General features: G+C 72.5%; 15 protein-coding genes and 1 pseudogene. 6 read left to right on the top strand and 10 right to left on the bottom strand.

The genetic code is table 11. The features are described from left to right. Nucleotides 1-103: 103 nt before the first annotated feature. The 8 genes and pseudogenes from ACFY3L_RS49720 to htpG all read right to left on the bottom strand — a co-directional run bounded on the left by ACFY3L_RS49720 (nt 104) and on the right by htpG (nt 11302). Complete coding sequence (locus tag ACFY3L_RS49720; RefSeq protein WP_389341281.1) at nt 104-3109, bottom strand: DUF5682 family protein; 3006 nt, start codon at nt 3107-3109, stop codon at nt 104-106. After that, a complete protein-coding gene (locus ACFY3L_RS49715; protein WP_389341278.1) occupies nt 3106-4218 on the bottom strand; it encodes an AAA family ATPase in 1113 nt (370 codons plus the stop codon). Before ACFY3L_RS49715 ends, ACFY3L_RS49720 begins: the two co-directional genes overlap by 4 nt. A gap of 10 nt (nt 4219-4228) precedes the next feature. Further along, nucleotides 4229-5287: pseudogene (locus tag ACFY3L_RS49710) on the bottom strand (VWA domain-containing protein); the annotation flags it as partial. A 677-nt stretch (nt 5288-5964) separates the two neighbouring features. Beyond that, nucleotides 5965-7344: a hypothetical protein gene (locus ACFY3L_RS49705; RefSeq protein ID WP_389341275.1), complete on the bottom strand. Its 1380-nt coding sequence runs from the start codon at nt 7342-7344 to the stop codon at nt 5965-5967. Nucleotides 7345-7387: 43 nt separating this feature from the next. Further along, nucleotides 7388-7834 carry a hypothetical protein gene (locus ACFY3L_RS49700; RefSeq protein WP_389341394.1) on the bottom strand — a complete coding sequence of 149 codons (447 nt, stop codon included), beginning with the start codon at nt 7832-7834 and terminating at the stop codon, nt 7388-7390. 78 nt (nt 7835-7912) lie between these two features. Next, nucleotides 7913-9076, bottom strand: a complete 1164-nt coding sequence (locus tag ACFY3L_RS49695; RefSeq protein WP_389341272.1) for a phosphotransferase family protein — start codon at nt 9074-9076, stop codon at nt 7913-7915. 1 nt (nt 9077) lies between these two features. Next, the gene (locus tag ACFY3L_RS49690) at nt 9078-9455 is read right to left on the bottom strand and encodes a nuclear transport factor 2 family protein (protein ID WP_389341269.1); all 378 of its coding nucleotides are present in this window, start codon (nt 9453-9455) and stop codon (nt 9078-9080) included. Beyond that, entirely contained in the window at nt 9452-11302 is a 1851-nt protein-coding gene (gene htpG, locus ACFY3L_RS49685; protein ID WP_389341266.1) for a molecular chaperone HtpG, read from the bottom strand. Before htpG ends, ACFY3L_RS49690 begins: the two co-directional genes overlap by 4 nt. A gap of 65 nt (nt 11303-11367) precedes the next feature. Between htpG and ACFY3L_RS49680 the strand changes: the two genes are divergently transcribed. From ACFY3L_RS49680 to ACFY3L_RS49670, 3 genes are read left to right on the top strand one after another with little or no spacing between them, the layout of a single operon-like run. Continuing rightward, the gene (locus ACFY3L_RS49680) at nt 11368-11697 is read left to right on the top strand and encodes a YciI family protein (protein ID WP_389341263.1); all 330 of its coding nucleotides are present in this window, start codon (nt 11368-11370) and stop codon (nt 11695-11697) included. Beyond that, a complete protein-coding gene (locus ACFY3L_RS49675) occupies nt 11694-12863 on the top strand; it encodes an RNA polymerase sigma factor (RefSeq protein WP_389341260.1) in 1170 nt (389 codons plus the stop codon). Before ACFY3L_RS49680 ends, ACFY3L_RS49675 begins: the two co-directional genes overlap by 4 nt. A 32-nt stretch (nt 12864-12895) precedes the next feature. After that, on the top strand, nt 12896-13207 hold the full coding sequence (locus ACFY3L_RS49670; RefSeq protein WP_389341257.1) for a DUF5808 domain-containing protein: 312 nt from the start codon (nt 12896-12898) through the stop codon (nt 13205-13207). 11 nt (nt 13208-13218) lie between these two features. On the opposite strand, the gene ACFY3L_RS49665 is transcribed toward ACFY3L_RS49670, so the two are convergent. Continuing rightward, nucleotides 13219-14154, bottom strand: coding sequence for a helix-turn-helix transcriptional regulator (locus ACFY3L_RS49665; RefSeq protein ID WP_389341254.1), 936 nt, complete (start codon nt 14152-14154; stop codon nt 13219-13221). Nucleotides 14155-14251: 97 nt separating this feature from the next. Here ACFY3L_RS49665 and ACFY3L_RS49660 point away from each other — a divergent pair, with 97 nt between their 5' ends. The 3 genes from ACFY3L_RS49660 (at nt 14252) to ACFY3L_RS49650 (ending at nt 19716) form a co-directional block, all read left to right on the top strand. After that, nucleotides 14252-14923 carry an alpha/beta hydrolase gene (locus ACFY3L_RS49660; RefSeq protein WP_389341251.1) on the top strand — a complete coding sequence of 224 codons (672 nt, stop codon included), beginning with the start codon at nt 14252-14254 and terminating at the stop codon, nt 14921-14923. A gap of 174 nt (nt 14924-15097) precedes the next feature. Then, nucleotides 15098-15913 (top strand): hypothetical protein, encoded by an 816-nt coding sequence (locus ACFY3L_RS49655; RefSeq protein WP_389341248.1) that lies wholly within the window; start codon nt 15098-15100, stop codon nt 15911-15913. Nucleotides 15914-17373: 1460 nt separating this feature from the next. Beyond that, entirely contained in the window at nt 17374-19716 is a 2343-nt protein-coding gene (locus ACFY3L_RS49650) for an ATP-binding protein (RefSeq protein WP_389341245.1), read from the top strand. 10 nt (nt 19717-19726) lie between these two features. Here the strand turns inward: ACFY3L_RS49650 and ACFY3L_RS49645 are convergent, their stop codons facing one another. After that, on the bottom strand, nt 19727-21028 hold the full coding sequence (locus ACFY3L_RS49645) for a carbohydrate-binding protein (RefSeq protein ID WP_389341242.1): 1302 nt from the start codon (nt 21026-21028) through the stop codon (nt 19727-19729). Nucleotides 21029-21048: the final 20 nt, after the last annotated feature.

The raw sequence follows: 21048 nt of genomic DNA, 5'->3' as shown, positions 1-21048 counted from the left end.
CCGACCGACCGCGAGCCGACGCCAGCCGACGCCAGCGCAGGCCGTCTCGCCTCCGCCCACCGCTGCCTCGAGGTCGCACAGCCCCGACCGGCCGGCTTCGCTGTCACCCCACCGCCAAGAGCGCCTCCAGTGCTTCCCCCGTCGCGGGGTGATCGGCGAGCAGCGCCTGCACGGCGGACGACCCCTGAGCCGCCGGGCCCGCGCCGGACGTACACCCCGGGACGGCGGACGTCGCGAGCTGTTCGAGGTCCGACCAGCCGGGGGCGTCACCCGGCACCCCGAGCAGATCGGCGACCCCGTCGGAGGTGGAAGGGTGCCCGGCGAGCAGCCGCATGACCGGCACGGCCGCGTCCCATCGCTCCGACCCGGGCCCGAACCCGTCTCCAGCTCCAGCTCCGGCTCCGGCTCCGGCGAGGCCACCGCCGCCGCCGTGCGCCGCGGCACCCGGGACGGGCGCGGCGGCGGTCCACGGTGGGACCCAGGTGTCGACGGCGGGCAGGGTGCCGGGGAACGTACGGCCGGCCTCGCGGATCAGGACGGGCACGAGCTCGCCCGCCTGGTCGCGCAGTGTTGTGATGAGCGTCGGGAGCCACGGCAGCAGGACCGGGTCGGGCAGGTGGGCGAACGCGTCCGACATCACCTCGACCACGAACGCGGCCAGCTTCGGCACCGGCTCCAGCGCCTGGACGAACCCGCTCAGGTACTGCGGGAACGTCGGCACCACGAGCGGGTTGCCCAGCAGGTCGGCACAGCGGGCCCGCAGGTCGGCCAGGGGCAGCAGGCCGAGCTGGTGCTGCGCGGCCCAGAGCAGCGCGACCTTCGCCGGCGACTCGGGGTGGGACTGCCTGACGGCGAGCTCCAGCTGGGCCCGGTCGCAGCCGAGCGACAGCGCCAGGCCCTCCATGGTGAAGAGGAACCCGAGCATCGCGCCGACCTGCCGGACCCCCGTCTCGTCGTCGACGAAGGCGGTCGGCAGGAGCGTGCAGTAGTGCGCGTAGCCGGCGGTGACGAACGACGCGCACCACGACGGCAGCTCCGGCTCGGTCGAGCGGTAGTGCGCGAGCAGCCGGCGGATGCGGCGCAGGACGTCGGGAGCGTCGTCGACGGTGCGCTCGGCGGAAAGCAGCTCGACGGCCCGCGCGCCGAGCTCGTCGGTGAACCTGCGGCTGCCGAGGAACAGGATCGAGTCCTCGACGGCGCGCAGGGCGACGGCCGCAGTCGCGTCGGGCGCGTACACGGACCGGCGGAGCCGGCGCTCCACGACCTGCTCGACGGTGACGCCCTCGTAGCCGAGTTCGATGATGTACCGCTGGTGCTTGCCGATCGAGAGGTCCCAGCTCTCCTGCACCGACCGCTCGCCGAGCCGCCGCGAGCCCATGATCGGCCGGACGGCGCCGTCGGGCAGCAGGTACCGCAGCATCCACAGCAGGTGCGAGCAGGGAACCAGCTCGGGCTGCCCGTTGAGGTCGAGCAGGGCCCGCTGCACCGTGTTCTTGCGCAGGTCGAGGCCGATCGGGGCGAGCCGGTCGTAGACGTCGCGAGCCAGCGGCGGCAGGGCCTCGTAGCCGACCTGGCCGATGCGGTCGCCGCCGAGCAGGATCTCGCAGAGCCGCCGCACGTCGCGCCGGCCCGGGACCACGTCCTTCTCGATGCAGGTGACGGCCGCGTCCTGGAAGTCGTACGGCGTGGGCCGGGCCCGGTTGCGCATGCCGGCGAGCAGGATCGACGTCTCGAAGACGGCGATCGCGTCGGCGGTGCTGGCGAGGTACCCGTTGCGCCGCGCCAGCCGGACGATGTCGACGGACCAGCCGAGCAGCTCCTCCTCGTCGAACCCGTGCAGGTCGGGCGGGCTGGCCAGGAACTGGGTCAGCTGGTCGGCGACGGGAGCCGCCTCGACCGGCGCGGCGGCGGGGCGGGCGGCCCGCTTCCGGCTGCCGCGCTGCCCCTCCAGCTGAAACGTGGTGAGCTTCGACCGGCTGACCGCCTTGGCCCAGGTCGCCGCCGCGATCGACACCGAGCCGGAGGCGAGCCCGAACTGGCCTTCGATCGCCGAGTGGCTGGACGGGATCAGCCCGTACAGCCACTTCGTCGCGGTGCGCGGGGTGATCTCGAACGGTGCCGCCTCCGGCCCGGTGCCGAACTGCTCGACCCGGCTGGCGGCATGGAAGGCACCGCACACGTACAGGCAGTCGGCCCGGTCGACGCCGGACGTGGCGAGATGCTCGCGCATGCGGGTCCACATGTAGCGCTCGCGGTCCTCGTCGACGGTGACCCGCTCGGTGTCGCTGGGCGCCAGCCGCCGGAAGAGGCTGCCGATCAGCACCATCACCTGCCGGTACGTGGCGTAGTCTGCGTCCACGAGCGGCTGCTCGACGTACTGGTCCCACCACTCCGACCAGTGCCGCACCTTGCCGTGGTGCAGCAGGTGCGTCTCCAGCTCGGCGAAGCGCGGCCGCAGGTCGCCGATCTCGATGCCGACCGCGTCGCCGTGCAGCGCGCCGGCGTCCTCGGCGTCCGACGCGTCGGCCTCGGACGGCGCGACGCCGGCCGACCCAGCGCCGGCCGACCCAGCGCCGGCCGACCCAGCGCCGGACGGCTCGGCGTCGGCGGGGGCGCCTTCGCCGGACGCGCCGGAGGTACGCGGCTGCCACTGGAAGACATGGTCGGTGGAGCGGTCGACCAGCACCAGCTCGACGCCGGGAGTGTCCAGCGCGTACGCGATCGCCTGGTACTCGGCCGACGCCTCCGTGATCGGCGCGATGACGCTGAGCGGCCCCCAGTCCTTGGGGAACGTGTCCAGCTCCGAGGCGAACGCCTGCAGCGCCACTGGCAGCCGGCAGTTGCGCAGCTCCGACAGCAGCGGTGCCAGGTCCTCGCACAGCTCCAGGTAGATCACCTTCGGCTGCTTCTCGCGCAGCCTGCGGACCATGGCGAGGGCGGACGCCGGCGAGTGGTGGCAGACCGGGAAGATCTCCAGCTCCTCGCGCAGCGCCCGGTCGACGTCGTCCACGATCCCGGAGAGGATCTCGGGCACGGCGCCGGGCGAGCCGGCGAACGCGGTCGCCGCCTCGACGAGCTGCTGCCGCAAGGCCCCGAACGGCTCACTCATGACAAGGTGGCGATCGCCTCGCGGCCGCCTTCGAGGAAGGCCGGCCAGTCCCCGCCGTCCTGCTTGCTGCGCGGCTCGACGACGCCGTGCCAGTACTTGTTGAGGATCGCGAGGTCCTCGGGGCTGCGGCGGGCGAGCGACCCGACGAGCGAACCGGCGAGGGTCTGCGCCCGCAGGGTCCGGTCGCCGAAGAACGTGCTGTGCAGGATCGCGTCCTCCAGCACGCCGATCTGCTCGGCGGTCGACAGCGCCGACTCGAGCTTCTCGTCGTCGCTCGTCGCCGACGCCGCCGCGGTCCGAAGGTCGGCGAAGCTCTGCAGCAGGATGTCGAGCAGGTTGGGCGGCACGTCGAGCTCGATCTGGTGCCGGCGCAGCAGCTCGGTGGTGCGGAACCGGACGATCTCCGCCTCGCTGCGCTTGTTGGTCACGACGGGGATGCGCACGAAGTTGAACCGGCGCTTCAGGGCGGACGACAGGTCGTTGACCCCGCGGTCCCGGCTGTTCGCGGTCGCGATGATCGAGAAGCCGGGCTGCGCGAACACGATGTTGTCGTCGTCGAGCTCGGGGATCGACACGTACTTCTCGGACAGGATCGAGATCAGCGCGTCCTGCACGTCGCTGGTGGAGCGGGTCAGCTCCTCGAACCGGCCGATGACGCCCCGCTCCATCGCCGTCATGATCGGTGACGGGATCATCGACGCCCGGGACTGGCCCTTGGCGATGACCATCGAGACGTTCCACGAGTACTTGATGTGGTCCTCGGTCGTGCCGGCGGTGCCCTGCACGACGAGCGTCGAGTTGCGGGAGATGGCCGCCGCGAGGAGCTCGGCGAGCCAGCTCTTGCCGGTGCCGGGGTCGCCGATGAGCAGCAGGCCGCGGTCGGACGCGAGCGTCACGATGCTGCGCTCGACGAAGCTGCGGTCGCCGAACCACTTCTGCGACACCTCACGGTCGAGGCCGTCCGCGCGCTCCGAGCCGAGCACGAACAGGCGGACCATCTTGGGGCTCAGCCGCCACGAGAACGGCTTCGGCCCGTCGTCGATCGACTCGAGCCAGTCGAGCTCTTCGGCATACTTGACCTCGGCGGGGGCGCGGAGCATGTCGGTCATGTCGGGTCTCCTATGCGAGGAAGTTCTTGAGTTCGGTGATGAGCTTGCGGATGTGGCCGGAGATCACGGGCGTGCCCATGTCCTTGAAGCGCTGCCGGAACCACGGGTTGACGCTCTGCTGACCGCCGCTGCTGACGGAGCCGATCGGGATGAACCTGACGCCGGAGCGGTGCACCGCCTGGATGCCTTCCAGCAGCGGCTGCGACCGGTCGAACTCGTAGAAGTCGGAGATCCAGACCATCACCGTGTTGCTCGGGTCCGCGATCTTCGGACGGGCCATCGCCATCGCGACCGGCCCGTCGTTGCCGCCGCCGAGCCGCGTGCGCAGCAGCACCTCGAACGGGTCGTGCACCCACGGCGTCAGGTCCAGCGCTCGGGTGTCATAGGCGATCAGGTGCACGTCGACCTTCGGCAGCCCCGCGAAGATCGACGCGAGGATGGTGCAGTTGACCATCGAGTCGACCATCGAACCGGACTGGTCGACCACGACGATGAGCCTCGCCGGAGTGGTGCGCTTCGCGGTCTGCCGGTAGAAGAGGCGGTCGACGTAGAGGCGCTCGTCGTCGGGGCTCCAGTTGGTCAGGTTCTTCCAGATGGTGCGCTCGAGGTCGAGGTTGCGATAGACCCGCTTCGGCGGCACCGACCGGTCGATCACGCCGGCGCTGCTCTGCTGCACCTGCGTGCGCAGCACCTCGGCGACCTCGTCGACGAACCTGCGGATCAGCGCCTTCGCGTTGGCGAGGGCGACGCCGGACAGGTTGCTCTTGTCGCGCAGCAGCTGCTCGATGAGCGACATGCTCGGCGTCAGCTGCTTGGCGAGCGCCGGGTTGGCCAGGACCTCCCGCAGGTGCATCCGCTTGACCAGGTCGCCTTCGAGCCCGCCGAGCACGCCCGCGAGCCCGCCGGCATTGGGCCTTCCGCGCAGCTCGCCGGGGTTCATGCCGAGCGCCCGCTCGAACCACCCGGCGTCGGCCTGCCAGTTGGCCAGCTGCCCGGCGCTCACGCTGCCGCTGCCGGTCGCGAACACGTTGATCAACAGCTTGGACACCAGCGCCGCCCGCCGCACCTCGTCCCCCGCCGAACCACCCGCCGCCGCGCCCGCCACACTCGGCGAGGCACCCGGCGCCGTCCCCGCCGGGGCGACCGGCGATGTGCCTGCCAAGCCACCCGGCGCCGTCCCCGCCGGGACGGCCGGCAACGTGCCTGCCAAGCCACCCGGCGCCGTCCCCGCCGGGACGGCCGGCAACGTGCCTGCCAAGCCACCCGGCGCCGTGCCCACCGGGACGGCCGGCAACGTGCCCGGCAACGCCTTTGGTGCAGTGCCCCCCGAAGCGCCCTCCCCGTCGCCCGCCGAGGCTTCCGGCGCAGTGGCCGCCGGGGTGCCCGACGACGCTCCTGGTGCAGCGCCCGCCGAAGCGCCCGAGGGCGAATCCGGCGCAGCGCCCGGACCGGCAGCCGCCGAAGCGCCCGAGGGCGAACCCGGCGCAGTGCTCACGGCAGCGGCCGGGGCGGTGGTCGGCGGCTGGGCGGGGTCGGCTGGGGTCATCAGGCCGTCGAAAGCGCCTGCCAGCTCGGGGTGGCGCTGGACCAGGTTGTCGACGGAGACGGCGGGGTCGAGCAGCGCCGGAGGGAGGCCGATGTCCTCGACGATGGCGACGCTCGCCGCCTCCAGTGCCTGCTGCTCGTCGGTCTGGAAGACCCGGGACAGCATCCGCCAGTAGAGGACCTGGCGACGGTTTTCGTCGCTCATCGGCGCAGCAACCTTCCGGCCCGCTCGCGCAGGACGGCGACCGCGTCGCCGGCCGCGGCGGCCGCCTTGACTACCTTCGGGTCGGTGGGTCCGAGGGCCCAGTCGGTGGTGTGGGTCGCCACGGGCTGGCGCTTGACCGTGGTGAGGACCGCGACCGGCTGCAGGGACCAACCATCGCCGTCCCAGCGCAGCAGGCCGATGCAGGCCTGCGAGGCGGCGACGAGCTGCGGGGTCAGCGGCCCGCACGACGGCAGCCGCGTCGTGTCGACGGCGATCGTCTGGTCTCCGAGCGTGAACGCGCTGCCGTCGGCCGCATAGCCCTCGACGAGCACGGGCTCGCCGATGCGGGCGGGGTGGCGCTCCAGCGGCGGCACCGCCGGTGCGACCGCGCCGGGCAGCAGCACCCGGGCGGTGGCGAACGGGTCCGCGGGCGGGCCGGCCTTGGCCCGCGCGTCGCTCCACACCAGGTCGCCGCTGTCGAGCAGCGGCAGGTCGGTGACGTCGAGGGTCAGCCGCTCCGCGAGCGCGCCGAGCAGCACCGGGTGCGCCGAGAACAGCCGCCACACGGCCGGCCCGACGATCGTGTCGACCTTCGGGGCGGCGACGCTGGTGCGCACGAGGCGCGGGGCGGCGCCGGGGGTCTCGAGGATGCCGTGCACCTGGACCTGCACGGCGGTCGCGTGCTCGTGCACGTCGGCGCCGAGCAGCAGGAGGCGGCCGCTGACCGGCTCGGACGCGGTGACCCGCCCGCCGTCCTGGGCCAGGAGCATCGCGCGGCTCCACAGGTCGCTCCATCGCCGCAGCGGCAGCCGGTCCATGGTGGCGATCGGGCTGCACGCGCGCAGCTCCGCGGCGAGCCCGTCGAGCAGCGTCGCGAGGCGGCGCAGCCGCGGCTCGGCGAGGGTCGCCGCGATGATCTGGCCCGCGGTGGTGACCAGGTCGTGGTCGACGCCGCGCCAGCCGGTGATGGCGAGCTCCCGCAGCCAGGAGCGGCTGCCCGCGAGCAGGTTGCCGGCGGCCCTGGTCTCGTCGTCGCCGGCGCGGGCGGGCCACTGCAGCCGGGTGCGGCCGAGCGCCGCGTCGGCCTGCGCGAGCAGCGCGTCGTGGACGGCGCCGAACAGCGCCGATCTGGCGCCGGCCAGGGCGAGCAGGTGCTCGTCGGAGATCGACCCGGCGGCGATCTTGTCGGCGGCCTCGGCGACCCTGTCGCGCAGCGGGCTGCCGGCGAACGCGTCGGCGAGGCCCGCGAACACAGTCGGGGACACCCTGGCGAGCCCGTCGGCGAGCGCGTGGTCGATGGAGCCGGCCAGGTCGAGGGCCTCGGGCACGCCCGGGGCGGGGTCGGCGAGCAGCCCGCCGAGCTGGGTCTCAAGCATCAGCGGGCCACCCGACCGGACGCGAGACAATACGAAGACAGCGTCATCGGGCCGCCCCGACCGACGGGAACCAGTGCAGCTCGGGCAGGGGCAGCGTCGTGTCGGGCAGCTCCAGATAGGCCAGGTGGCGCAGGAAGCTGCTGAACACGGTCGCCGCAGGCGACGGCTCGTGGTGCGCACGCAGCGCGCCGGCGAGGCTCGCGCCCGGCTCGGCATCGATGCGCAGATAGCGGGCGACCCGGTCGGCGCCATACTGCAGCACCGCCTCGTCGAGCAGCGCCTGCAGGTGCTTGCACGGATAGGACCCGCGCAGCCCGCCGCAGGGGCGGTTGTTGTTGGTGCTGCAGCTCAGGCCGTGGCTGCCGGCCCCGATCGAGGAGACATAGACCCGCTCCACGTCGGAGCCGCTCGACACGACTCCCTGCAACCGCCCGTCGGCCAGCTCGACGAACGGCACCTTGGCCAGCTTGCGGGGCTTCACCGGCGGGATGATGGGCGCTACCGAGCGCCGCTCAACGTCCACAGGCCATCGACCTCCAGCGTCGGACGATCCTTGACGCCGGTAGTTCTACAGCATCGGTACGACAAATTTTCCGACGGCGGCCTTCAGGCAGCTCGGGACGTCCTCAGCATGGTAAGGCCATTCATCTGGCTCGATGTTCGCGAGGAAGTTGGCGTAGATGACGGCGCCGAGCAGCGGGGCCACGGGCCGCAGCAGCGTCACCGCCCGTGACGGGTCGCAGCCGGGCACCGCGGCCTGCCACAGCGAGGACCACCGCGACAGCAGCGCCGCGGACGACTCGAGACCGTCGCACAGCCGGAGGATGTCGAACCCCGGATGCCCGAGGTAGGCGTCGCCCCAGTCCAGCACCGCCGGCGGTACATGAGCCGCAGAACGCACATTGCCGGGGTGGAAGTCACCGTGGACGAGCGTCTCCGGCACGCCGCACGCGGCCACGGCCGCCAGCCGCGCGGGCAGCGCGTCCAGGACCGCATCGAGCCCGTCGATCCGGTCGAGCCAGGGGGTGGCGGCCGCGGTGACCTGCTCCAGGAGCAGCCCGCCCCGGCGGTCGAGGATGCCGGGCAGCACCGGCTGGTCCCGCAGGAACCGCAGCTGGAGGTCGTGCAGCAGGTCGACCATCGGGAGCCGGTCGGCCTCGGGCGCGCCGAAGCGGTCCTCGCCGTCCAGGTGGGACAGGAGCTGGCGGCCCTCGTCGTCGGCGGCGAGCAGGGCCGGCGCGGCACCGGGCGCCACCGCGTTGAGCCAGCGCAGCACGGCCGTCTCACCGCGCAGGAACGGCGGCAGCTCCTTCAGCCACACGGTGCCGCCGCCGGTCTCCAGCCGCCACAGCGACGACAGGTTCCAGGTCTTCACCTGCACCGTGTCCGAAATTTCGGAAATATGCGATGAGGCCCACCCGATCGACCGGGCGGGCCCGCCCACCTCCGCATACGGCGCCCGCAACGGATGCGACGACAACAGGCCGGAGAACGGCAGCACGCCCGCGGGCGCGGCAGGCACGGACGCGAGATACGTGACCGACCCGCCGGGCTGCGACGGCAGCGACGTGGAGAGCAGCCGCAGCACGGTGACCGTCACCCCGAACCGCGCACGGGCGGCGGAGACCACCGAGGCGACCTCCGACCACCACGGGATCTCGACCTCGAACGGCGGCAACGCACCGAGCACGTCGCCGCCGGACGAGACGAGCACAAGGGAGACGGTCCTCATGTCAGAGCATGCTGGCGTGCGCGGCCACCAACCGCCATCCGGTTTCGTCGGCGAAGGCCCAGGTCCGCGTGTACCGCATCCGCGCCGCGAACGAGGTGCCCTTGAACGTGCCGGCGAGCTGCCCCAGGAAGCAGGTCACCCCGGTCCGGTCGTGCACCAGGACGATCAGGTCCTCCTCCTCGACCCTCGTGACCTGCTGCTCGCCGGAGCGGTGCAGGTGGAGGTCGTCGCCCTTGCCGTACAGCAGCCCGTCGGGGCCGGTGAAGACCAGGCGATCGTCGAGCACCTCGTCCAGCACCGCCACGTCGCTGGCAAGCTGCGCGGCCTGCAGGCGACGCTCGGCCGCCCGCAGTCCGTCTTCCGACAGAAGGGCCGTCACAGCGAGCGCGCCAGACGGTCCGCGACGAGCCGGGTGAAGCGCGCCGGATCGGCGAGTTCCCCGCCCTCGGCGAGCAGCGCCACCCCGTACAGCAGCTCCGCCGTCTCCACGAGACCTTCGTCGTCTGGTGCGGCCGAGAACGCCGACCGCAGCCCCGTGACCAGCGGATGCGTCGGGTTCAGCTCCAGGATCCGCTTGGTGCGCGGCAGCTCCTGCCCCATCGCGCGGTACATCTTCTCCAGCGTCGGCGTGATGTCGTGCTCGTCGCCGACGATGCAGGCCGCCGACGTGGTGAGCCGCGAGGACAGCCGGACGTCCTTCACGTCCTCCTGGAGCTTCTCGCCGAGGTACTTGAGCAGCGGCGCAAACTCCTCCTGCTGCTCGGCCGGCGTCTCCGTGGCGCCGAGGTCGACCTGCCCCTTGGCGATCGACTGCAGCGGCTTGCCGTCGAACTCGGTGATCCGCTCGACCCACACCTCGTCGACGGGGTCGGTGAGGATCAGCACCTCGTAGCCCTTGGCGAGGAACGCCTCCATGTGCGGCGAGTGCTCGACCATGGCCCGCGACTCGCCGGTCATGTAGTAGATGTCCTTCTGGTCCTCCTTCATCCGCGACACGTAGTCGCGCAGGGAGGTCAGCTCGCTGCCGGCGGTCGACGGCAGCAGGAGCAGGTCGAGCAGGGCGTCACGGTTGTCGGCGTCGTCGATCAGGCCCTCCTTGAGCGCCCGGCCGAACTCCTTCCAGAAGGTGCCGTACTTCTCCGCGGCGTTCTCCCGCAGCTCGGACAGCGTCGACAGCACCTTCTTGACGAGCCGCCGCCGCACCACCTGGATCTGCCGGTCCTGCTGCAGGATCTCACGGGAGATGTTGAGCGACAGGTCGTGCGCGTCGACGACGCCCTTGACGAAGCGCAGGTACTGCGGAGTCAGCGCCTCGCAGTCGTCCATGATGAAGACGCGCTTCACGTACAGCTGGACACCGCGCTTGCCGTCGCGGCTGAACAGGTCGAACGGCGCCCGTGACGGGATGAAGAGCAGGGCCTCGTACTCGAACGCCCCCTCCGCCTTCATGTGGATCGTCTCGAGCGGGTCGGTCCAGTCGTGCGAGACGTGCTTGTAGAACTCGTGGTACTCCTCGTCGCTGACCTCGCTGCGCGGGCGCGCCCAGAGGGCCTTCATCGAGTTCAGCGGCGTGTCGGAGTCGCCGAGGCGAATGGGCCAGGCGATGAAGTCCGAGTAGCGCTTGACGATCTCGCGGATCTTCCAGTCCGCGGCGTAGTCGTGCAGCTGGTCGTCGGGGTCCTCGGGCTTGAGGTGCAGCGTCACCGAGGTGCCCTGCGGCGCGTCGTCGACGGCCTCGATCTCGTACGTGCCCTCGCCGGCGGACTCCCATCGGGTGCCGCCCGTCTCGCCGGCCCGCCGGGTCACCAGCGTGACCTTGTCGGCGACCATGAACGTCGAATAGAACCCGACGCCGAACTGCCCGATCAGCTCCTGCTTCGCGGCCGCGTCCTTCGACTCGCGCATCTTGCGCAGCATCTCGGCCGTGCCCGACTTCGCGATCGTGCCGATCAGCTGGACGACGTCGTCGCGGGACATGCCGATCCCGTTGTCCCGGACGGTCAGCGTGCGGTCCTCGGCCGAGACCTCGAGAGAGATGTGCAGGTCGGAGGTGTCGGCCTCCAGATCCTTGTCGATCAGCGACTCGAGACGGAGCTTGTCCAGAGCATCCGATGCATTGGAGATCAATTCCCGCAGGAAGATGTCCTTGTTCGAGTAGATCGAGTGGACCATCAATTGCAGGAGCTGCCGCGTCTCGGCCTGAAACTCCAGCGTTTCGCTGCTCACCCGTAACCCCTTCCGTGAAGATGCCGCAGAAAAGAATACGTGGGCGCTCGGGTAGAAAGGTGACCATGCGGCAGTACCTGCTCAGCGTGATCGAACCCAGCGAGGGCGAGCCTCCGTCGCCGGCGGAGATGGCGGTGATCGACGCGGACGTGTCCGCGTTCGACCGGGAGGTGCGCGAGGCCGGCGTGTGGGTGTTCTCCGGCGGCCTCCTGCCGCCCTCGACGGCGACCGTGCTGCGGCCGGACCTCGTCAGCGACGGCCCGTTCGCCGAGGGCAAGGAGCATCTCGGCGGCTTCTGCGTCGTCGCCGTCGAGGACCGCGAGGCCGCCCTGGCGTGGGCGGACAAGTTGATGCGCGCCTCGCGGCTGCCGATCGAGGTCCGGCCCTTCCGTTGACCTCTGTGGAGCGGGTCTTCCGGGAGCAGTACGGCCGCGCCGTGGCCGTGCTGGTCCGGCTGCTCGGCGACATCGACCTCGCCGAGGAGGCCGTGCAGGAGGCGTTCGCCGCGGCCGTGACCCACTGGGCCGCGGAAGGACCGCCGCCGAGCCCGGCCGGCTGGATCATCACCGCCGCCCGCAACCGGGCGATCGACCGGCTGCGCCGGGAGGCCAAGCGCTCCGAGAAGCACCAGGAGGCGGCGCTGCTGCACGGTCCTCCGGAGGACGACGGGCCCGACCTGCTCCGGCTGATCTTCACCTGCTGCCATCCGGCACTGTCGATGGGCACCCAGGTGCCGCTGGCCCTCCGGCTGCTCGGCGGACTGTCCACAGTGGAGGTCGCGCAGGCGCTGCTCGTACCGGAGGCGACCATCGCACAACGCATCGTGCGGGCGAAACAGAAGATCCGCGACGCCGGCATCCCCTACCGGGTGCCGCCGGACGACGAGCTCCCCGCGCGGCTGCCGCCGGTCCTCGCCGTCATCTACCTGATCTTCAACGAGGGGTACACCGCCGGCTCCGGCGAACGGCTGGTCCGCGACGACCTGTGCGCGGAGGCGATCCGGCTCGGCCGCCTGCTGCACGAGCTGCTGCCGGAGGAGCCCGAGGTCACCGGGCTGCTCGCGTTGATGCTGCTCATCGAGGCGCGGCGACCCGCGCGCACCGGACCGGACGGGGAGCTCGTCCTGCTGCGCGACCAGGACCGTAGCCAGTGGGACGCCGGCCTCATCGCTGAAGGCCACAGGCTGGTCAGACGGTGCCTGGAGCTCGACCGGCCGGGTGTCTACCAGCTGCAGGCCGCGATCAACGCCGTCCACACCGACGGGCCCAGCACCGACTGGCTGCAGGTGTTGCGCCTGTACGACCAGCTGCTGCACCTGTCGCCCACACCGGTCGTGGCGCTCAACCGTGCGGTCGCCGTCGCCGAGGTGACCGGCCCGGAGGCGGCGCTGGCGCTGGTCGAGGCCCTGGACCTGCCGCGTTACCACGTGTTTCACACCGTGCGGGGCGACCTGCTGCACCGGCTCGGCCGCGCCGGCGAGGCGCGGGAGGCGTTCGCCCGGGCCGCCGCATTGGCCGGCAACGATGTACAGCGGTCATACCTTCTGACGCGTTGCACTTGAAGAACCGTGACAACCGGTGGCACGCTCGAATGGTGAACCACGCAGCCCTGGCCGAGATTCTCGCGATCACGTTCATGGTCGCCGTCCTCGCCCTTGCGATCGTCGCGGTCCCGGCACCGAAGCGGCGCGACGGCGGCGACATGCGCGGGATGAGCGCCGACCCACGCGCGTGGCGCGGCGTCTTCTACGTCAACCCGGACGACCCCGCGCTGTTCGTGCCGAAGCGGCAGGGCGTCGGGTGGACGCTCAACTTCGGTCACAAGTGGACGTGGCGGCTGGTCTGGCTGATGATCGGCTCGCTGGTGGCGTCCGTGGTGCTCAGCACTGCCCTGTCGCGGGACTGACGTCTCTCCTGTCAGCTACGGCGCCGGGCGCTCTCGTCGAGGCGGGCGGCCAGGGCGGTCACCTCGTCGCGCAGCGCCTCCGGGCGCCTGACCGTGAAGTCCCAGCCGAGGCCGGCCAGCATCCGCGCCATCCCGTCGAGACGCTCGGCGCGGCAGCTCAGCAGGACGCCGTCCGGATGCACGGCGAGCGTCCCGGCCGCCGGCGGGATCCGGCTCGCGGCGTCGGCGAGCTCCGCGCGTAGCACCACCTCCACCTCATGCCGGAACGGCACCGCCGCCAGTCCTCGCAGCACATGCGCCACGGCGTCGAAGTCGGGCGGCGGCTGGAAGTACACCTGCAGGCTCGTGATCGACCGGATCCGGTCCAGCCGGAGCGTGCGGACCTCGCCGCTGCGGTGGTCGTGCCCGGCGGTGTACCACCGTCCGTTGTGGACGACGACGCCATACGGGTCGAAGTCGCGCTCGGTCTCCTCCTCGCGCCACGACCGGTACGCCACCCGGACCCGCCGGTGCGCGCGGGTCGCCTCGCCGAGCGCGAGCAGCTGCTCGACCGGGGCTCTCTTGCCAGCGTGCGCGGTGGTGAAGCCGAGCGTCTCGCGGACCGCCTGCACCCGCTCGCGCAGCCTGGCCGGCAGGACCCGCTCGATCTTCGCCAGCGCCGCCGGCGCCTCCACACCCTGCCGGGCGGCGGTGAGCAGGCCGAACACCACCGACACCGCCTCGTCGTCGGTCAGCATCAGCGGCGGCAGCTTGTACCCGGGCAGCAGCCGGTAGCCGCCGTGCCGCCCGCGCTCCGCCTGCACCGGAACGCCGAGGTCGGCGAGGATGGTGACGTACCGGCGCACGGTGCGACCGTCGACCTCCAGCCGGCGGGCCAGCTCGGGGCCGGTCAGGCCGGGCTGCGTCTGGAGCAGCTCCAGCATCGCGAGCACGTTGCTCGTGGACATGTTCCCTCTGCCTTGTCAGGCGTGGTCTTCCTTATCAGGTCGTGTTCTTCTTTTTATCAGGGCGGGATCTGCCCGGATTTCGTCCTACGGTCGTGGCATGACGCACTTCATCCTTGTCCCCGGCATGTGGCTCGGCGGGTGGGCCTGGGACGCGGTCGCCGCGCCGCTGCGCTCCGCCGGCCACGACGTGACCGCGCTGAGCCTCGACCTTCGCGCGGGCGCCACCCTGGACGACCACATCTCGCAGGTCACCGCCGCCGTCGCGGATGCTGCGGAGGTGGTACTGGTGGGGCACAGCTACGGCGGGCTGCCCGTCCGCGGCGCGGCGGACCGCGTGGCTGTCTCACGGGTTGTCTATGTGGACAGCGGCCCTCTGCCGGATGGCGTCGCGCAGGCTGACATGTCCCCGCCGGCTTCTCCGGACGGCGTGTTCATCCCGCCGCCGTCGTTCGACCCCGCTGACGACCCGGTGCAGTTCGCCGGTCTCCATCCCGAGCAGTTCACCCGTGCCGTCCCACACCCGCTGGCCAGCGCGTTGTCGCCGCTGCGGCTCTCGTCCGCGGCGCAGCCGCCGACCGACCTGATCTGCTCGACGTTCGCCGTCGCCGATGTCCACCAGATGATCGACGGCAACCACCCCTTCTTCGCCGGCCTGGACCGCGGCGACTACCGGGTCCACGGGCTGCCGACCGGCCACTGGCCGATGCTCAGCCGCCCGGCGGACCTGGCCGCGCTGATTTTGTTTTCCGCAGGTCGGCACGGGGATTGACGGTGTGTGCGGCGATTTTTTGTCGGGGGGTGGGTGCAGACTGCAGGCATGGGTCCGGGGAGTCGTGGTCGTAGCCACAAGCGCAGGCACCGCCAGCAGTCTGTCCACCGCCGCACGCCGCACCGGCGCGCTCCTTCGACCGCGGCCGGCCCGCCGGGCCTCTTCGCCGCGGTCGTGGGTGACGTCGACCCCCTCCTGCGGCGCATCCTCGGCGGGCCGGCCGCCTTGGTCCCCGACGACGACCCGACCGACGCCGAGTTCGCGGGCGCCGCGTTCGTGTCGATGGCCGCTCTCACCATCGGCGACCCGATGGCCCACGTCACGGCCGGCAGCACCCTCGAGGCCGTCCTGCTCTCCGACGTCATCCCCAGCTTCGAGTGCGCCACCACCCCCATGGCTCCAGCCGTCGTCCTCGGCCTCGGCAGCGTCGCCGGCGGCCGGGTCGCCGCCGCGTCCGCCGCCGCGGTCGAGCGCATGGTCGCCGCCGGCGCCCACCGCCCCGTCTGGTCCCCCGAGCTCGCCGGCCCCCAGCGCGCGGGCGGCTGCCACCGCCTCGTCGCCGCCGACGGCACCACTGTCGGCCTCGGTTTCTCGGTCGCCCGCGCCGGCTGGACCCGCTCCGTCGAGTGCTATCTCGACCGCGAGGACGGCCGCCTCACCCGCACCTACCTCACGTTCCTCGTCGGCGTCGGCTCCCCCGCGCACGAGCAGCAGCTCGGCGTCCGCCGCCACCTCCACGAGGCGATCCGCGCCGTCCGCGAGGACGTCCCACCCGCCGCCTTCCGCGCCCTGGTCGAGGACGCCCTGCAGCGCAGCGACCTCCACGACAGGCACCGCCCCACCCCGCTGATCGACCCCTTCGTCTTCGCCGCCGACCCCCTCGCCTTCCCGATCGACGACGCCCCCGCCAGCCCTCTGGTCCGCACCGTCACCCCACTGCTGCGCGCCTGGATGCGTGGCCTCCCCCGCGAGATCCGCCGCCTCCAGTGACTTCGCTCCCTCCACCACAGACCCGCCCGCCCTTGTCCGGTCGCAGAAAGGAAGGCCTCCGCTGGACCGCAGACGCAGGACTTGGGCCAACGCCGCGGCGAGGCCATCGCCAGCTCCGTCCGCCTCCGCAGGCATCAACGCTTCGGCGAGCGTCTTCGCCATCGAACGCTCGCCGTCGGTCGATGCGTGCTCGTCGCGCACCAGCAGTTCGGGTGACGCCGAGGCGAGTTCCTCCCGCGGGGGCCGGCAGACGTCCGCGCTCTTGGGTGCGGTCATCGCATGATCTCTTCTTCGCGCGTTGGTCTGTTCGAAGGATCAAGCGGTGATGTGACCCCGCCGCCCGGGGTTGGATGGCCGTCACCGGACCGCGCTTCCCAGGTGGGGCTCCGGCAACCGCATCCAGGCGCGGGGCAGGGCGTTCGCTGCCTGCCACGCGTCCCGCAAGCTCGATCCGGCATCCTGCGCCCGGCCGCGGGTATGAGCGGTCTCCCACGCGTGCGCAGGCGCTGAGCCAGCACTCGTGACCGAGGCGGGGCTGCAGTGGCGGTTGGGAGTCGCGTCATCCGATCGCCACCGGGACGGGCAATCGCCGCGCCAGCACTGGCGCCGGGCACTGAACCGGCACCCACGCCCAGCCGCGCGGACAAAACCGATGGCGGCCACCCACACGTCCCGCAGGTTCGAGCCAGCACCGGCACCCGGGCCGCGGGAATGAGCGGTCTCCCACGCGTGCACAGGCGCTGAGCCAGCACTCGCGACCAGCCGCGCGGACAAACCGATGACGGCCACCCACACGTCCCGCAGGTTCGAGCCAGCACCCGCCCCTGGCCGCGAGTATGAGGGGTCTCCCACGCGTGCACAGGCGCTGAGCCAGCGCTCGTGACCGAGGCGGGGCTGCAGTGGCGGCTGGGAGTCGCGTCATCCGATCGCCACCGGGACCGGCAATCGCCGCACCCACGCGGGCACAGGGCACTGAACCAGCACCCACGCCCAGCCGCGCGGACGAACCGATGACGGCCGCCCATACGCCCGCGGATCCAAGCCAGCACCCGCGCCCGGCCGCGGGAATGAGCGGTCTCCCACGCATGCGCAGGCGCTGAACCGGCACTCGCGCGAGCCGGGGGGAGAAGGCGATCGCGGCTTTCCAGGAGTTCGAGCCGGTGCCCGCGTCCGGTCACAGGTCGGCCGCCGCGGTCGGGTCAGGGCTTCGGTTGTCACGTCGCTGGGGCCGACAGGCATTCGTCGCTGTCGTTGTGGGGGCGATCCGGTGGTCTCGGGCATGGTCGCGCGGGGCGTGGGTTGTTGATCGAAGGACGGTTCTGGTCATCCCGACGACCAGAACGGTCCTTTGATCACGACCTGTGGGGCACGGTGGGCCGGGTGCGGGCGTCCGCCGGGTTGCGGGGGCGCGCGACACTGGCAGGCGCGGGGGGTGGGCGGGACGTGAGGGATCGGCGGCAGTGGAAGAGTTGCACGAGGACGCGGCGAAGGTCGGCACCGTCGGGGAGCTTGCTCGGGTGCTGCGGGAGCTGCGGGTGCGGGAGTCGGGGCGGGCGGGGCAGCCGCAGTTGACGTACCGGCGGATCGCGGCGCGGACCGGGTGGTCGCACGGGATCGTCGGGGAGTATCTGGCCGGGCGGGTGCTGCCGCCGACGGATCGGTTCGACGAGCTGGCCAGGCTGCTCGGGGCCACGCCGGACGAGCAGCGGGTGCTGGCGTCGGCGCGGGACAGGGTGGAGGAGCTGCGGGCGGCGGGGGTGCACAGAGGCGAGGAGGCGCCGCGGCAGTTGCCGGCGGATCTGGTGATGTTCGCCGGGAGGACGGGGGAGCTCGCCCACCTCGACGGGCTGCTCGAGCGGCGCCGGCGGCCGATCGTGGTGTCGGGGACGGCGGGGGTCGGGAAGACGGCGCTCGCCGTACATTGGGCGCACCGCGTGACGAGCAGGTTTCCGGATGGTCAGCTGTTCCTGGACCTGCGTGGGTTCGGGCCGAGCAGTCGCGACCCGGTCAGCCCGTTCGACGCGCTCGGTGTCGCGCTGGGGTTGCTGGGGGTGCCGCCGGCGCAGGTGCCCGCGGACGCTGGGGCGCGGGCTCGGCGGTACCGGCAACTGCTGCGCGACAAGCAGATGCTGATCGTGCTGGACAACGTGTCGACGGCTGAGCAGGTGCGGCCGTTGCTGCCGGGCACGGGGGCGGCGCTCGCGCTGGTCACGAGCAGGGCGGACCTGACGGAGCTGATGGCGGCCGACGGCGCGTATCCGGTGACGCTCGGGCTGCTCGACGTCGGCGAGGCCAGGGCGCTGCTCGCGGGGCGGATCGGCGCGGCGCGGGCGGAGCGGGAGCCGGAGGCGGTCGACTCGATCGTCGCGGCGTGTGCGCGGCTGCCGCTGGCGCTGTCGGTCGTCGCGGCGCGGGCGGCGTTGCATCCGGACTTCGGTCTCGCCGCGATCGCCGCGGATCTGACCGGGGCGCACAGCCGGCTCGACGCGCTGCGGTCCGACGACCCGAAGGCCGACGTCGAGACGGTGTTCTCCTGGTCGTACCAGCGACTCAGCCCGGACGCGCAGCGGCTCTTCCGGCTGGGCGGGCTGCACCCCAGCCCGCAGCTGGGGATCTCGGCCGCCGCGGCGATCGCCGGGCTGTCGCGCGAGGCGGTCCTGCCGTTGCTGGCGGAGCTCGTGCGGGCGCAGCTGGTCATCGAGGGGCGGCCGGGGCGGTTCGGCGTGCATGACCTGCTGTGTGCGTACGCCGCCGATCTCACCCGCGTCGCCGACCCCGCCTCGGAGCGCGCCGCCGCGCGCAAGCGGCTGATCTCGCACTACGTCGAGGCGGCCACGGCCGCGGCCATGGCGCTCGATCCTTCGCGGGACCCCTCGGGGCTGCCGGCGCCGACCGTGCGGAAGGTGCCGGAAGGGGAGGCCGCGGCGTGGTTCGAGGAGGAGCGGACGGCGCTCATCGGCACCGTGCAGCTGGCTGTGGCGTGCGGGGCGGACCGGGAGGCGTGGCGGCTCGCCTGGGCGATGGCAGACCACCTCGACAGGAGCGGGCGCTGGGGCGACTGGATCGCCACGCAGCGGGCCGCGGTCGGCGCCGCCGAGCGGCTCGGTGACCGGGCGGCGCTCGCGCTGGCGCACCGCAGCCTGTCCGGCGGGTGCATCCGCAGCGGGCGGCACGAGGAGGCGCGGCGGCACCTGCGGGTGGCGTTCGACCTGTTCGTCGAGCTGGCCGACCACGCTGGGGCGGCCCGGTGCCAGCACGCGCTGGCCTGGTCGCTGGAGACGCAGGACCGGTTCGCGGAGGCGGTCGCGCACGACGAGCGGGCGCTGCAGCTGTTCGGGCTGGCGGACGACCCGGTCGGGCAGGCCCGGGCGTTGAACTCGGCGGGCTGGCACCGCGCCCGGCTCGGCCACCACGACGTGGCCCTCGAGTGCTGCGAGGAGGCGTTGGAGCTGCAACGGGCGCTCGGCGACGCGGCCGGGGTCGCGGCGACGCTGGACAGCCTCGGGTACATCCATCACCGCCTCGGCGACCATGACGGGGCGATCGAGCGGTATCAGGACGCGCTGCTGCGGTACGCGGAGCAGGGCGACCGGTTCAACGAGGCCGACACGTCGATCCGGCTCGGTGACACCTGGGCCGCCGCGGGCCGGTGGGACCAGGCGCGGCTGGCATGGACCCGCTCACTGAACACCTTGAACGTGCTCGCTCATCCCAAAGCGGCCGAGGTACGCAGCCGGCTGCAGCATCGCGGAGCGGGCCCGACGACGCTGTCGGGCCCGCTCCTCCCCATACCCGCGAACTAAGTCGAAACCGCTACGCCCACAGCGCCGGTACGTTCGGTGGCTCCCAGCCGACCTGCGAGGTGTGGCTCTGCAGGCAGCGGTAGGACCGGCCGCCGTAGGTGACGGTCGCGCCGGTCGCGTACACGGTGTTCGGCGCCCACGTCCCGCCCTGCGGCGGGTTCGTCGTGGCCGTCGCGGTCGGACCCGGGCCGCCACCCGAGGTCACAAGGGTCAGCCCGTACGCCTGGAGGATCTCGTTGACGGGCTGGTAGTACATGGTGCCGCCGGAGGTGCAGTTGCCCGAGCCGCCGGAGGTCACGCCCTGCGCCTGGGTGCCGGACAGCCACGAGCCGCCGGAGTCGCCCGGCTCGGCGCAGGCGTTCGTGCGCACGAGCCCGGTCACGGTGCCTTGTGAGTACGTGACGGACGCGTTCTTCTGCTGGATCGTGCCGCAGTGCCAGCCGGTGGTGGAGCCGGAGCGGCAGACGGAGGCGCCGACGGCCGCCTCGGTCGACCCGGCGACGGCGACGGTGCCGCCGCTGTAGTTGTTCACCAGGCCGCGCGGGGTGTTGCCGGCGTCGACCTGGACCCACGAGTAGTCGTTGCCGGGGAAGCTCGACCCGCGGAACGTGCCGCTCGGCTGGGTGGTGCGGGCCCCGGTGGTGCCGCAGTGGCCGGCGGAGACGAAGCCGCCGTTCACGGAGAAGCCGATCGAGCACCTGGTGCCGCTGCCGATGTAGTACGCGTTGCCGCCCACCACGTCGATGTACGGCTTCGGGTCCTCGCTGGTCGCCTCGACGCGGACCGCGGCCTGGTCGACGCCGGCGGCCGCCAGGAAGCCCTGCGCGCCGGACCCGAGGACGACGACGGTGTTGGTGGGCAGGTCCGCGTACCAGCCCTTGACGCTGCGCGGCGCGGCGGCGGAGTGCTTGTCGAGCTTGGCGACGATCGCGTCGAGCTGCGCCTCGCTGCGGCCGACCAGGGTCGGGGTCGCGCCGAGGTTGCGGACGCTCTGCTGCTGAGCGGGGTCGGTGATGCCGACGGCGACGGTCCTGCCGTCGGCGGTGACCCAGGTGCCGCCGTAGCGGGCGCCGAGGGTCGTGCGGAGGACCTGCTGGGTGGTCGCGGCGCGGCTGTCGAGGGTGAGCCGGTCGCGGGCCTGCGCCGGGGTGAGGTGCAGGTCGCGTTGCATCGCGCTGAAGACGGCGGGGGTCACGCCGGCCGGTGGCACCGCGGCGGCGTCAGCGGAGGCGAGGGCGTTGTGGGTGAGTACGCCGGTCGTGACCAGGGCGGCGGTCACGGTGACGGACAGCACCAGGGCAGTTCTGCGCATCGCAGTTCCTTCCCGGAAGT

Source organism: Dactylosporangium sp. NPDC000521, assembly GCF_042898305.1.
In the GTDB taxonomy this organism is placed as follows: domain Bacteria; phylum Actinomycetota; class Actinomycetes; order Mycobacteriales; family Micromonosporaceae; genus Dactylosporangium.
Note: the sequence above shows the minus strand (reverse complement) of the source record. Positions and strands in the feature narration are given on the sequence as shown.